At 70.2% G+C, this 13,984-nt stretch carries 11 protein-coding genes; 2 read left to right on the top strand and 9 right to left on the bottom strand.

From position 1 onward, the window contains the following. Positions 1 to 2: 2 nt before the first annotated feature. A complete protein-coding gene (locus ACWGKJ_RS17610; protein ID WP_385021423.1) occupies positions 3 to 1,172 on the bottom strand; it encodes a CobW family GTP-binding protein in 1,170 nt (389 codons plus the stop codon). 89 nt (positions 1,173 to 1,261) lie between these two features. After that, complete coding sequence (locus tag ACWGKJ_RS17605) at positions 1,262 to 2,401, bottom strand: citrate synthase (protein ID WP_385021427.1); 1,140 nt, start codon at positions 2,399 to 2,401, stop codon at positions 1,262 to 1,264. 132 nt (positions 2,402 to 2,533) lie between these two features. Between ACWGKJ_RS17605 and ACWGKJ_RS17600 the strand changes: the two genes are divergently transcribed. Further along, the gene (locus tag ACWGKJ_RS17600) at positions 2,534 to 3,790 is read left to right on the top strand and encodes a citrate/2-methylcitrate synthase (protein WP_385021430.1); all 1,257 of its coding nucleotides are present in this window, start codon (positions 2,534 to 2,536) and stop codon (positions 3,788 to 3,790) included. A 9-nt stretch (positions 3,791 to 3,799) separates the two neighbouring features. Here ACWGKJ_RS17600 and ACWGKJ_RS17595 read toward each other — a convergent pair whose 3' ends face one another. The 5 genes from ACWGKJ_RS17595 to ACWGKJ_RS17575 form a co-directional block, all read right to left on the bottom strand. Next, positions 3,800 to 5,389, bottom strand: a complete 1,590-nt coding sequence (locus ACWGKJ_RS17595) for a glycoside hydrolase family 13 protein (RefSeq protein ID WP_385021433.1) — start codon at positions 5,387 to 5,389, stop codon at positions 3,800 to 3,802. 170 nt (positions 5,390 to 5,559) lie between these two features. Further along, positions 5,560 to 6,435, bottom strand: a complete 876-nt coding sequence (locus ACWGKJ_RS17590) for a carbohydrate ABC transporter permease (protein ID WP_385021436.1) — start codon at positions 6,433 to 6,435, stop codon at positions 5,560 to 5,562. A gap of 13 nt (positions 6,436 to 6,448) precedes the next feature. Further along, positions 6,449 to 7,405 carry a carbohydrate ABC transporter permease gene (locus tag ACWGKJ_RS17585; protein ID WP_385021439.1) on the bottom strand — a complete coding sequence of 319 codons (957 nt, stop codon included), beginning with the start codon at positions 7,403 to 7,405 and terminating at the stop codon, positions 6,449 to 6,451. Positions 7,406 to 7,517: 112 nt separating this feature from the next. After that, positions 7,518 to 8,927, bottom strand: coding sequence for an extracellular solute-binding protein (locus ACWGKJ_RS17580; protein ID WP_385021442.1), 1,410 nt, complete (start codon positions 8,925 to 8,927; stop codon positions 7,518 to 7,520). Positions 8,928 to 9,052: 125 nt separating this feature from the next. Continuing rightward, complete coding sequence (locus ACWGKJ_RS17575) at positions 9,053 to 10,072, bottom strand: LacI family DNA-binding transcriptional regulator (protein WP_385021445.1); 1,020 nt, start codon at positions 10,070 to 10,072, stop codon at positions 9,053 to 9,055. An 88-nt stretch (positions 10,073 to 10,160) separates the two neighbouring features. Here ACWGKJ_RS17575 and ACWGKJ_RS17570 point away from each other — a divergent pair, with 88 nt between their 5' ends. Then, positions 10,161 to 11,798 carry a sensor histidine kinase gene (locus ACWGKJ_RS17570; RefSeq protein WP_385021447.1) on the top strand — a complete coding sequence of 546 codons (1,638 nt, stop codon included), beginning with the start codon at positions 10,161 to 10,163 and terminating at the stop codon, positions 11,796 to 11,798. Positions 11,799 to 11,878: 80 nt separating this feature from the next. On the opposite strand, the gene ACWGKJ_RS17565 is transcribed toward ACWGKJ_RS17570, so the two are convergent. Beyond that, entirely contained in the window at positions 11,879 to 12,382 is a 504-nt protein-coding gene (locus ACWGKJ_RS17565; protein WP_385021449.1) for a nucleoside deaminase, read from the bottom strand. After that, positions 12,379 to 13,851, bottom strand: a complete 1,473-nt coding sequence (locus ACWGKJ_RS17560) for a purine-cytosine permease family protein (protein WP_385021452.1) — start codon at positions 13,849 to 13,851, stop codon at positions 12,379 to 12,381. Before ACWGKJ_RS17560 ends, ACWGKJ_RS17565 begins: the two co-directional genes overlap by 4 nt. Between the last annotated feature and the right edge of the window lie 133 nt (positions 13,852 to 13,984).

Genomic DNA, 13,984 nt, shown 5'->3' with positions numbered 1-13,984 from the left:
GCTCAGTACAACAGCCCGGCCTCTTCGGTCCCGTCCGGTTCCCCGGGCCCTTCGGAGAGGCCGGGCACATAGCGCAGGACGCCCCACATCGATTCGGCGGGGACATCCTGCGGTGCGTGCTCGCGGCAGCCGTCGAGCCGGTCGCGCACCGCTCCGGCGTCGATACCGGACCCGATGAGGACCAGCTCGGTGAGGTTCTCGCCGCTGCCGCCCGTGCCCGCGTCCCCGGCCCGGGGCGAGGGATAGAAGCGCAGGAAGTTTCCCACCGCGTGCAGGGTGTACTTCTCCGGGTGGCCGGGGACCCCGAAGTGGACGAAACCCTTGATGCGGTAGAGGCCGTCGGGGCGCGCGTCCAGGAACTCCATCAGCCGCCGGGGGTTCATCGGCTCGGCCGAGACGAACCCGACGCTCTCGTAGAGCGTGTGCAGATGGCCGCTGTGACCGCCGCCCTCCGCACATGTGCTGCCGTCCTGTGGGCCGCCCGGCTCCCCGGCGCCGTCCGGCGGAGCAACGTCGCCCGCTGGACCGTCGTCGCGCAGGTCGTCGAAGGAGAGCTGGCCGACCCGCTCACCGGCCGGTCTGCGGTCGATGAGCAGCCCCGGGTCGATCTGCCCGTACTCGGCGCTGATCACCGGGACCCCGACGGCGTGCTCGCCGACCGCGGCGCGGATGCGGGCGCGGCCCGCCGCGTCCACCCGGTCGGCCTTGTTGAGGACGACCAGATCGGCGAGGGTCAGATGACGGTCGGTCTCCGGGTGCCGGCTCCGGGTCGCGTCGAACTCGGCGGCGTCGACGACCTGGACGAGACCCCCGTACACGATGTCCTGGTTCCCGCTCGCCAGGATCATCCGGATGAGTTCCTGCGGCTCCGCCAGGCCACTCGCCTCGATGACGATGACATCGATCCGCAGTTCGGGGCGGGAGAGCCGGCCCAGATACTCATCGAGTTCGCTGGTGTCGACGGCGCAGCACAGACAGCCGTCGCCGAGCGAGACCATCGAGTCGACCTGTCCGGCGACGGTCATCGCGTCGATCTCGATGGCGCCGAAGTCGTTGACGACGGCGCCGATCCGGGTGCCTCTGCTCTGCCGGAGCAGATGGTTGAGCAGGGTGGTCTTGCCGGATCCGAGGAATCCCGCGAGGACGACGACGGGCACGGGTTTCCTGGACATGGGCACCGATCCTAAACGAGCCGCACACCGTGCGGCCGGGCAGCCGTGGCCGGGGTGGACGCACCGTTCCGGGACAGCCGCGGGCCGGGTCAGCCGATGGCCGGCACCGGCTGCGGCGGGGGCGGTCCCACATAGCGGGCCGCGGGCCTGATGATCTTGGAATCCGCCGCCTGCTCCAGGATGTTGGCGCTCCAGCCGACCACCCGCGCCACACAGAAGGTCGGTGTGAACATCTCGCGGGGCAGCCCGCACTGCTCCATGACGACCCCGGCGTAGAACTCGACGTTGGTGTGCAGTTCCCGGCCGGGTTTGAGTTCGGCGAGCAGCGCCTCCACCCGCTCCTCCACCTCGACGGCGAAGTCGGCGAGCGGGCCGCCGAACCCCTGGGCGATCTCCCGCAGCATCCGCGAGCGCGGGTCCTCGGTGCGGTAGACGGGATGCCCGAAGCCCATGATCCGCTCCCCCGCGAGCACCCTCTCCCGTATCCACGGGTCAATACGGTCCGGTGTGCCGATCGCGTCGAGGGTGTCCAGCGCCCGGCTCGGCGCCCCGCCGTGCAGCGGCCCGGAGAGCGCGCCGACCGCGCCCACCAGACAGGCCGCCACATCGGCGCCGGTGGAGGCGATGACCCGGGCGGTGAAGGTGGAGGCATTGAAGCCGTGGTCGACGGTGGAGACGAGGTACTGCTCAACGGCGCGCGCCCGCTCCGGGTCCGGCTCCGAACCGGTGATCATATAGAGGTAGTTGGCCGCCGCGGGCAGGTCGTCACGCGGTTCGACCGGCTCCAGACCCTGGCCGATCCGGTACAGCGCGGCCAGCAGCGTGGGCACCACCGCGCAGGCGGTGAGTGTGTCGGCCACCCGGCGGTCCGCGCCGATGTCGTAGACCGGCCGGAAGCCCGAATCGGCGCCGAGCAGGGAGAGCGCGGTCCGCAACCCGGCCAGCGGGCCCGATCCGGCCCGGGCGATGGCGGGCAGCGCCTCCCGGACGGCATCCGGGAGCCTGCGCAGTCCGGCGGTACGGGCGGTGAACGCCGCACGCCGGTCGGCGTCCGGGAGTTCGCCGTGGACCATCAGGTACCAGACGTCCTCGAAGGTACGGAGCCGGGCCAGGTCGACCGCCGAGTACTGCCGGTAGTGGTAGAAGCCCTCGCGGCCCCGCACATCGCCCAGTTCGGTGTCCGTGACGACTACGCCCGCGAGCCCTCGTGGGGCGGTGATGGTGGTCATGGCTGTCCCCTCGGTCAGGCGCGCCCCGCCGGATGTGGGGCGTGGCGCGTTCCCTCTTCATTGATTCGACTGTCCATGATTGACTTTCATCCTGTCAATGTTGATTGAATCAATGTAAATACGGTGAACCCTATGAGCGATCAACCAGCGGCAGCGGAACCCCGGCGGCTGACCACCAGGGAGGCGGCCGACCGGCTCGGGGTGAAGCCCGAGACCGTGTACGCGTACGTCAGCCGGGGTCAGCTCGGCTCCCGCCGCGCACCGGGCGGCCGGGGCAGCACCTTCGACGCCGCCGAGGTCGAGGCGCTGGCCGCGCGCGGCGCACGGCGGGAGCCCCAGCCGTCCGGCACCGACCTCGCCTTCCGTACCGGTGTGACGCTGATCGACCCGGAGGCCGGCCGCTACTACTTCCGGGGGGTGGACGCGGCGGAACTCGCCGGACGGTACGGCTACGAGGAGGTGGCCGACTGGCTGTGGACCGGAACGCTCCGCCCCGGTGTGCGGTTCACCGCTCCCCCCGAGGCGCTGGCGGCCGGAGAGCGGGCGGTCGGGGCGCTGCCCGCGCACAGCACGGCGATGGACCGGCTGCGGGCCGCGGCCGTCGCTGCGTCGGCGGCCGATCCGCTGCGCTTCGACCTCGCGCCGGACGCCGTGCTCGGCACGGCGCGCGCCCTGATCCCCACGCTGGTGGGCTCACTGCCGGCAGAGGGCCCGCACGGCGAGGCCGAGAAGGCGGGGCTTGCCCCACGGCTCTGGTGCCGGCTCACCCCGCGCGCACCAGACGGCGACTCACTGGCCGTACTGGAGGCGGCACTTGTGCTGCTCATCGACCACGACCTGGCGGCTTCCACGCTGGCGGCCCGGGTCGCGGCGTCCGCCCGCGCCCATCCGTATGCGGTCGTCTCCGCGGGGCTCGGCGCCCTGGAGGGCCCCCTGCACGGCGCGGCCAGCGGACTGGCGCACCGGATGCTGGCGGAAGTGCTGGAGCGGGGCGGGGCGGCTCCGGTCGTCGCGGACCATCTGCGGGCCGGCCGCCGGGTCCCGGGGCTCGGCCACCGGCTGTACCGGGGCGAGGACCCGCGGGCCGCGGTGCTGTTCGCGCTGCTCGACAGGGTCCCGGCGGCCGCTCCCGCGCTCGCCGCTGCCCGCGACGTGGTGGCCACGACGGCCCGCCACACCGAACTGCACGCCAATGTCGATCTGGCGCTGGCCGTGCTCTCGGTGGCCTCCGGGATGCGCGCCGAGGCAGGAGAGGCGCTGTTCGCCGTGGCCAGAACGGCCGGCTGGATCGCCCACGCCCTGGAGGAGTACGCGGAACGGCCGCTGCGGCTGCGCCCCAGTGGCCAGTACAACGGCCCGCGCCCTCCCCTGCCCCTGCCCGCACCCTGAGCCGAGGGGTCAGGTCCGCAGCCAGACCGCCGTGTCCTGCGGCAGGCGCCCCCCTTCGTCCAGCGGGCCGCTGCTGAGGAGGGTGTCCGTGTGGCCGGGGAGCACCGCGGGCTCGGCGGCGAGGTTGACGACGCAGATCAGTCCTCCGGACCGGGCGAAGGCCAGGACCCCTTCGGCCGCGGGCAGCCAGGTCAGCGGCCCGTCGCCGAACCCGGCCGCCGTCCTGCGCAGCCCGAGCGCCGTGCGGTACAGCGAGAGCATCGAATCCGGGTCGGCCGCCTGGACCTCCGCCGCGTAACGGGTCCAGCCGTCCGGCTGCGGGAGCCACGGTTCGGCCGTGGGCGGTACCGCGGTCCAGGGCAGCGGCACCCGGCAGCCGTCGCGGCCCGGGTCGGTGCCGCCGGAGCGGAAGTGCATCGGGTCCTGGATCCGGTCCAGCGGGATCTCCACCTCGGGCAGCCCCAACTCCTCGCCCTGGTAGAGGTAGACGGATCCGGGCAGCGCCAGCGAGAGCAGGGCTGCGGCGCGTGCCCTGCGGGTTCCGAGCTCCAGATCGGTGGGGGTGCCGAAGACCTTGGCCGCGAAGTCGAAGCCGGTCTCCCGGCGGCCGTAACGGGTGACGGTCCGTGTCACGTCGTGGTTGCACAGCACCCAGGTCGCCGGAGCGCCGACCGGGGCGTGCTCGGCCAGGGTCTCCTCGATCGCGGTACGCAGCCCGGCGCTGTCCCAGGGACAGCTCAGGAAGTTGAAGTTGAAGGCCGTGTGCAGTTCGTCCGGGCGCAGATAGCGGGCGAAGCGTTCCGAGTCCGGCAGCCAGACCTCGCCGACGAAGACACCGCCGTACTCGTCGGCGACGGCCCGCCACGAGCGGTAGATGTCGTGGATCTCGTCCTGGTCGATGTACGGATGCCGGTCGCGCCCCTCCACGAAGTCGGGCAGCCCGTCCGCCTTGGTGAGCAGCGCGGCCGAGTCGATCCGTACGCCCGCGACGCCGCGCTCGAACCAGAAGCGCAGGATGTTCTCGTGCTCCTGGCGCACCACGGGGTGGGACCAGTTGAGGTCGGGCTGCTCGGGGGCGAAGAGATGGAGGTACCACTCGCCGTCCTCGACCCGGGTCCAGGTGGACCCGGCGAACTGGGACGGCCAGTCGTTGGGGGCCAGTTCCCCGTGCTCGCCCCGGCCCGGGCGGAAGTGGAAGAGTTCGCGCTCGGGGCTGCCGGGGCCGGCGGCGAGCGCGGCTCTGAACCAGGCGTGCTGGTCCGACACATGGTTGGGCACGATGTCGACGATGGTGAGGATGGACAGCTCACGTGCTTCCGCGATGAGCTTCTCGGCCTCGGCGAGGGTGCCGAAGGCGGGGTCGATACTGCGGTAGTCGGCCACGTCGTAACCGCCGTCCGCGAGCGGCGAGAGATACCAGGGCGTGAACCAGAGCGCGTCGACGCCCAGTTCGGCGAGGTACGGCAGTCTGCTGCGCACTCCCGCCAGATCGCCGGTTCCGTCACCGTCCGCGTCGGCGAAACTGCGTACGTACACCTGGTAGATGGCGGCGGAGCGCCACCAGTCTTCGGTGGCCTCGGGCGGAGGGATGGCTGCCACGTGACGGTCCTTTCGGGCAGGTGGGACTCCGCCGCCGGCCCCGGACAGCGGGGCGCCGGGAAGGGGCCGGCGGCGGAGCGCGGAGGGAGGAGGACGCACAGCGAGCGGTGGTACTGAGGCGGTGGCGGTGCCGCGGTGCTGGTGCCGGGGTGGTGGTGCCGGGGCGGTCGTCAGCCCTTCAGACTGCCCGCGGTCAGGCCGCTCATGATGTTGCGCTGGAAGATCAGGAAGATGATCAGCGTCGGCGCGGACGCCATGGCCAGCGCGGCGATGAGCCAGTTCTCGGGCACCCCCTGGGCCAGCGAGTAGATACCGACGTTGAGGGTCTGCTTGCCGGGGTCGGGCAGGGTGAGCATCGGCCAGAGGAAGTCCTTCCAGACGCCGACGACCGCGAAGATCGAGACGACTCCCAGAATGGGCCGGGAGATGGGCAGCACCACGGAGCGCAGGGTGCGCAGCGGGGATGCCCCGTCGATGGAGGCGGCGTCCAGCAGTTCCCGCGGGACCGAGTCGAAGAACCGCTTCAGCAGGAAGATGTTGAAGGCGTTCGTCACGGAGGGAAGCCAGATCACCCAGGGCGAGTTGAGCAGGTTGCGCTGGAAGAGCGGCACGTCGAGCACGGTGAGGTACTGCGGTACGACGAGCACGGTCGCCGGGATCATCAGCGTGGCCAGCATCATCCCGAGGATGGCCTTGCCGAAGACGGGTCTGAGCTTGGAGAGCGAGTAGGCCGCGGCGACGTCGAGGACCAGTTGGAAGGCGAGCGCCCCGAAGGCGTAGTAGAGGGTGTTGAGCAGCAGCTTGGACAGCTGCATCACATGCCAGGCCCTGGAGTAGTTGTCCGGGTGGAAGCTCCTGGGGAAGGCGGTGGGCGGTGACTGGGCGAACTCCTGCGCGGTCTTCAGCCCGCCGGTCACCATCCAGTAGAGCGGGCCGAGGAAGACCAGGGTGAAGAGGAGGACGACCAGGGTGAGGACACCCCAGTAGACGGCCTTTCCGCGGGGTCTGCCCAGTTGGGCGGGTGAGATCAGTGTGCGCTCTGCCATCGTCGTCGTACCCCTAGCTCTCGCTGTCGCGGCTCAGTCGGACGTACGCCGCCGAGAAACCGGCGAGCAGGACGAGCAGGACCAGGCCGAGTGCGGCGGCTCCGCCGTAGTTGTTGAAGTTGAAGGCGTACTGGTAGATGAGGTAGACGACGGTCGTCGTCGAACCCTCGGGTCCCGCCCCGTTGGTCAGCAGGAACGGTTCGGTGAAGACCTGCATCGTCGCGATGATCTGCATCAGCAGGAGCAGCGAGAGGATCAGCCGGGTCTGCGGGACGGTCACATGCCAGATCTTCCGCAGCAGCCCGGCGCCGTCCAGCTCCGCCGCCTCGTACAGCTCGCCCGGTATGCCCTGGAGGGCCGCGAGGTAGATCAGCGTCGCACCGCCCATGTTCATCCAGGTCGAGGCGATCACCACGGAGAGCATCGAGGTGCTGGTGGACTGGAGCCACTGCTGTTCGGGCAGGTGCAGGAAGTGCAGGATGCCGTTGAAGAGCCCGTAGCCCGGGTCGTAGAAGTACTTGAAGAGCAGGACGGACGCGACCGGCGGCAGCATCACGGGCAGGTAGACGAGGAGCCGCAAGTACCCCTGGGCGTGCCGGAATTCATTGATCACGATCGCGATGACGAACGGCACCAGGAAACCGAGCAGCAGCGCGAGACCGGTGAAGAGCAGGGTGTTGCGCCAGGCCTGCCAGAAGGCCGGGTCGTGGAAGACGTACTTCAGGTTGTCCAGGCCGACCCAGGTGGTCCTGCCCGCCTCGTTCTTCTGGAAGGCCAGCAGGAATTCCCTGACCATCGGGTACCAGGAGAAGAAGGCGAAGCAGAGGACGGCGCCGATCAGGAAGCCGTGTGCCGAGAGGTTGCGCCGCAGACTGCGGACGAAGACCTCGCGACGGGCCTGCGGCGGCGGGCCGTCGTGCTGCGGCGGCTGCACCGGCAGGCTGCTCGTGGACAGGGTGGGGGCCGACATCGTCTCTCCTTGGCGCCGGTTCTCCGGGTCTCGGTCTGGGCGGGGCCGGGACCGCTGGGTCCCGGCCCTTCGTGGTGCGGTGCCGGTACTGGTTCGCCGTGCGGTACTGGTACTAGTTCGCCAGGACCTGGTTGACCTGCTGTTCGGCGGTGGAGAGCAGGGAGTCGATGGAGGCGTTCTTGTTGGTCAGGACCCCGGACATCGCATCGTCGAGGACCTTGTAGATCTCCTGCGCCTTGGCCGGCTCGGCCTTCCCCTTGACGGGGTTCTCCATGAAGGGCCTGAAGTTCTCGACCGGCATGGTGGCGTTGTCGGTCCGGGACCGGAGGTCCTTGGCCTTGGTGTCGCCGGTCCAGAAGTTCGGCTGCGGCAGACCGACCGGCAGCTTGTCGGACTTCGAGCGGGCCCAGTCGAACTGCCCCTTGCCGGGGGTGAGCGTCTTGAAGTTGACCCAGGCGATGGCCGCCTTGATCTTGTCCGGGGAGCTGCCCGCCTTGATCATGTAGTCGTTGCCGCCGAAGAGCGTGGCATGCCCGCCGGGGATCGGCCCCATACCGTAGTCGGCGTACTTGGCGCCCAGTTGCTGGACCATGTACGTGAGGTCGTCGGGGGCCGCGAGGAACATCCCGAGCTTGTCGGTGGATATCTGCTTCTGCAGATCGCCCCACTTGAGCAGCTGGGTCTTGCCCATGCTGTCGTCGTCCCAGCGCATGGCCTTGAGGTTCGTCAGCACCTCCTTGCCGATGGCGTCGTTGAAGGCGGCCTTCCTGCCGTCCGGGGTGACGACGTCGCCACCGAGGCCGTACATCTCGGCGGTGAAGTGCCAGCCGCCCTGGTTGGTCGCGCTGTAGTCGCCGTAGCCCGCGATGCCGTGACCGAGACCGGCGATGGCCTTGGCGTCCTTGCGGACCTCGGCCCAGGTGACCGGCGGCCTGTCGGGGTCGAGACCGGCCTGCTTGAAGAGCTTGCGGTTGATCATCAAGCCCATCGTGTAGTTGCTGGTGGGCAGGCCGTAGGTCTTGCCGTCCTTCTTCAGGACGTTCATCACGTCCGGGTCGATACTGCCCAGCGCGGGAACGTTCTTCGCGTTCACATACGCCGATATGTCGGCGGCGCCGCCGTTGTCCAGCACCTGCTGGAGATCGGTGAAGTACGTGTAGAAGACGTCCGGCTGCGACTTCCCCTTGAGAGCGGCGGTGAAGCGTGTGGGCTCCTCGCACTGGCCGGGCGTGGACTTACCGTCGATCGTGACGTTCGGGTACTGCTTGTTGAACGCCTTGATGTCCTCCTTCCACTCGCGCAGCTCGGCGGCCTTCGCGGCCGGCGGCATACAGTCCATGGTCAGCGTGACCTTGGTCTTCGGGTCGAGCGGAGCGGACGGATCCGAACTCCCGCCGCCTGATCCGCTGCTGGTGTCGCTGCTGCTGGTGCCGCAGGCGGCCAGTGCGGTCAGGGCGAGCGCGGAGACGAGGGCAGCCGTCGCGGTACGGCGGTGGGTCGGGCGGAACCAGGTGCTTCTCATCGGTGGTCCCCTTGTGGGCAGGAGCGCTGGAAGCCCACAACTGCGTCGCTGTGGGGCGGCGCAAACTCAACCACCGACAACAGCACTCCGCAAGATGTCGCGCAGATTCCGCAAATTTTTGACAGTTACTGCTCCCCACTGCGCGACACCTGCGCCGTGGAACCGCGCACCACCAGTTCGGGCTCGAAGAGCAGCTCGTCCGATGAGACCGTATGGCCTCCGATCTGCACGGACAGCAGCTCGACCGCGGCGCGCCCCATCGCCTCGATGGGCTGGCGGACCGTGGTCAGCGGGGGTTCGGTGCAGTTCATGAAGGCCGAGTCGTCGTAGCCGACGATCGAGATGTCGCCGGGCACCGAGAGGCCCCGGCGGCGGGCGGCGCGCACCGCGCCGAGTGCGAGCGGGTCGCTCGCGCAGATGACTCCGGTGACCCCCTGGTCGAGCAGCCGGCCCGCCGCCGCGTGGCCGCCCTCCAGCGAGAACATCGCCCGTACGACCCGCTCGTCGGGGAGTTCGGCGCCCAGTTCGGCCGCGATCACCCGGGCGGCGTCGAGCTTGCGCAGCGACGGCACATGGTCACCGGGCCCGAGCACCAGGCCGATCCGCTCGTGACCGAGCGAGGCCAGATGGCGCCAGGCCTGCCCGAGGGCGACCGCGTCGTCGCAGGAGGCACCCGGGAAACCGAGGTCCGGCAGGGTCGCGTTGATCAGGACGACCGGAATCCTGCGGTCCGCGAGCACCTTGTAGTGCTCGTGCGGGGCGTCGAGCTGCTGGTAGAGACCGCCCGCGAAGACCACCCCCGACACCTGCTGCTCCAGCAGGAGTTCGACGTAGTCGGCCTCCGACACACCGCCCTTGGTCTGGGTGCAGAGCACGGGCGTCAGACCCTGCTGCGCGAGGGCGCCGCCGACCACTTCGGCGAAGGCCGGGAAGATCGGGTTCTGCAGCTCAGGGAGGACCAGGCCCACCAGCCGGGCGCGTTCACCGCGCAGCTGGGTGGGACGTTCGTACCCCAGCACGTCGAGTGCGGACAGAACAGCCTGCCGCGTCGCCTCGGAGACGCCGGGCCTGCCGTTGAGTACCCGGCTGACCGTGGCCTCACTGACCCCAACCTTCTGTGCCACCTGTGCAAGTCGTCGCGTCATGCGCGCAAGATTAGCGCAAAGGCCGCAAGCGGTTTGCGTACGGTGGGGAACTTCCGGTGGCCCCGCCCGCACTCTACGGTTCTGCCACATGAACAGCGGACAGCCCCGGAAACGCCGTATCGGACTGCCCCGGCGGGTGTTCTCGCAGGTGCTGCTGATGCAGCTGACCATCGCCGGCGGAGTGCTCGCCCTGGCAACCGGTCTCTTCCTGCGCCCGCTCGGCGCCCAGTTCGACGACCAGGCCATGCGCCGCGCCCTCGCGATCGCCGAGACTACCGCCTCGCCCCGGCTGGCGGCGGAGCTCCTCGCCTCCCGGCCGACGCCCGGCGGCCCGGTCCAGGCCGAGGCCGAACGCATCCGGCGTGCGACCCACGCGGAGTACATCGTGGTCATGGACGTACGCGGGATCCGCTGGTCGCACACCACCCGCTCGGAGATCGGCCGTCCGGTCTCGACAAGTGCCCGGCGACCGCTGTCGGGCCACGAGGTCATGCAGATCGACAGCGGCACCCTGGGCCGCTCCGCCCGGGGCAAGGTCCCCCTGCGCGACAGCCACCGCCGGATCGTCGGCGCGGTGTCGGTCGGCATCAGATACGACAGCGTGCGCGCGCATCTGCTCGCGATGATCCCGGGGCTCCTCGCGTACGCGGGCGGGGCACTCGCGGCGGGGGCGCTGGCCGCGTATCTGATCTCACGGCGGCTCCAGCGGCAGGTGCACGACCTTGCGTTCTCCGACATCTCGGCGCTGCTCGCCGAGCGTGAGGCGATGCTGCACGGCATCCGTGAAGGGGTCGTCGCGCTGGACGGCGGCGGCCGGATACGGCTCATGAACGACGAGGCCCAGCGCCTTCTGGACCTCGGCCCCGGGATCATCGGGCTCCCCCTCACCGAGGCGCTGGGCGAGGGGCGCACCACCGATGTGCTGGCAGGCCGCGTCACGGGCGAGGACCTGCTGGCGGTATGCGGCCGCCGCGTCCTGGTCGCCAACCGGATGCCCACCGACGACGGAGGCGCGGTGGCCACCCTCCGTGACCGGACCGAGCTGGAGCGGCTGGGCCGTGAACTCGACTCCACCCGCGGGCTGATCGACGCCCTGCGCGCCCAGGACCACGAGCACGCCAACCGGATGCACACGCTCCTCGGCCTCCTCGAACTGGAGATGCACGACGAGGCCGCGGAGTTCATCAGTGAGGTGGTCGGAGCACACCGCACCACCGCCGAGCAGATCACCGGGAAGATCCACGATCCGCTGCTGGCCGCCCTGCTGGTCGGCAAGGCGACGGTGGCGGCCGAGCGCGGGGTCGCCCTCCGTCTGACCCCGGAAACGCTGCTGCCGGACCGGCTGGTCGACCCGCAGGGGCTGGTGACGATCGTGGGCAATCTGGTGGACAACGCCCTGGATGCGGTGTCCGGTTCGGCCGGTGCGCGGGTGGAGGCCGAGCTGCTCGCCGAGGGCCATACGGCCGTCCTGCGTGTCTGTGACAGCGGAGCGGGGATACCGGAGGAACAGCGTGAACTGATCTTCACCGAGGGCTGGTCGACCAAGAAGCTCCCCGCGCACGGGAAGCGGGGTCTGGGCCTCCCGCTGGTCCGCAGACTCGCCGAACGGCAGGGCGGCAGCGCCCGGGTCGGTACCGGCCCGGACGGCGGCGCCGAGTTCACCGTCGTACTCCCGGAGGCGTTGGCCGGGCAACGGGCGGGGACCGCGCGGGAGGTGCGGGGCTGACGGACAGGAGCGGGACGAACGGGAGCCGGGCCGGGGCACGCTGCCGCTGTACGCGTGTCCCGGCCCGGCTCCGTACCGGCTCAGCCCCAGAAACCCTCGTGGACGGTACGGGCGGCGTCGACGGCGACCGGGCCGACGACCGGGAGGACCCGCTGGCCCGCTGCGAAGACATCACGGCAGGGCAGGGCCATGGTGGGGTTCTCCGGGTTGGCGCCGGTCATGGCGAGCAGCTGGTCCTCGCCGAGCGCGTAGACGACCCGGCCGATGTGGGACCAGTAGATCGCGCCGGAGCACATCGCACAGGGCTCGGTGCTGGTGTAGAGCGTGCAGGTGCGCAGGAACTCCGCGTCGTACGCGGCGCTGGACAGCCGCACCAGATTGGTCTCGGCGTGGCCGGTGGCATCGCGTTCGGTCGTGACAGTGTTCTCCGCCTCCAGCAGGACCGTGCCGTCGGGGCCGGCGAGCAGCGCGCCGAAGGGGTGGTTGCCCGCGGTGCGGGAGCGCTGGGCGATGGTGACCGCGGTGTGCAGGTGCTGTACGTCGAGGGCGGAGGCAGTCTCTGCGGGTGCCTGGGCGGTGCTCATGCGGGAATCTCCCTGGGATCGGGGTCGGGATTGGGGTTGGAGTCGGGATTGGGGTTGGGGTTGGAGTCGGTGTGCGGGCCGGGGTCGGGTTCGGTGGTGACGGACCTGTCCGTGCGGGGCGTACCGGTCGGCAGCGCCCGTACGAGCAGGAGATGGATGAGCCCGGCCGTGGCAAAGGCGACGGCCGCAGCGTAGGGGCCAAGTGCCGGATGGCTCCGGGCGAGGGGCCCGGTGAAGACACCGGGCTGGCTCATGAAGGGAACCGCCGCGGCGATACCGAGCAGCCAGGAGACGAACCCCGCCCCGAAACGGACGGGCCGCGCATCGGATGGCGCCCCGGCGAAGAACCGGTGCACGAGCATGACCGCGAGCCAGGGCGCGATCCAGTTGCCGAGCAGGATCAGGAAGTTCTGGAATGACTCCCAGTAGTCGCCCTGCCCTGCCGCCCAGCCGATGGCCGAGCCGATCGCACCGACGACCAGGACAGCCTGCCAGCGGGCCATCCGTACCCCGACGACCAGCCAGGCCATCGCGCCGGAGTAACAGTCCAGACAGCTGGAGGTGATGGTGGACACCCCCAGCGCCAGCATGGTGAGCGCCCCGAGTGTGGAAGGCAGGACGTTGTTGACCAGGTCGGTGGGGGTACCGACGAAGGTGAGCGTGCCGATCGCCGCGCCCAGGCTCGCGATCCACACCGAGCCGAGCAGCGCTCCTCCGAAGGCGTTGCCGAACAGTCTCCGCTGCGGAGTGCCGGCCGGCAGGTAGCGGGTGTAGTCGGCGGAGTACGAGGAGAAGCTGAGCGAGCGCGCGGCCTGGACGGCGACGGTGAGCGCGAACGCCCCCGCGAAGCCCAGCGGACCCGCCTTGTGTGCGTCGAACGACGAGCCCAGATCGCTCTTGGCGAATCCGTAGACGGAGACGCCGACGAAGAGAAGCGGCAGGACGACCGCCATCGCCTTCTGCACCAGGTGGATGAAGCCGTACCCGAGCAGAGCGATCAGCACCTGGCTGACCGTCACTATGGCGAAGGCCGGACCGAACCCGGCGCCCAGGAGGGACTGCAGGGCGAAGGAGCCGAGCACCGAGTTCACGGCGAACCAGGCGCACGCCTTGAAGAAGACCAGTACCGCGGGGACAGCGCTGCCGAGACGGCCGAGCGGAATACGTGACTGGACGAGCAGTCCCACTCCGGCCCGGGGGCCGAAGGTGGACATCGCACCGATCGCGGCGGCACCGATCGCGCTGCCGAGAACGATCGCCGCGAGGGCCTGCAGCCAGCCCAGCCCGAAGGCGGCGGTGGCGAGCAGACCACTGCTGAGGCTGGAGAACTGGACGTTGGAGCTGAACCAGAGGGTGAACGAAGCGCCGGATCCCCCCGTGCGTTCGGCGTCCGGGATCGGTTCGACCCCGGATGTCTCGACGGTGGTGGCGGCGCGGACGGTACGGGCGATGCAACCGTGCTGGGCCATGAGAGCCCCATTCCATCGATCATTGGATTCAGTCTGCCCCGACGGCGTGTCCGGGCAGTTGACGGGAGCACTGCAGCACCCGAAGTAGACCAGTGGCGGTGGCGGGCGGGGCAGGCTACGAGGGTGCGAAACC

The sequence above is a fragment of the Streptomyces sp. NPDC054757 genome (assembly GCF_053612185.1).
Note: the sequence above shows the minus strand (reverse complement) of the source record. Positions and strands in the feature narration are given on the sequence as shown.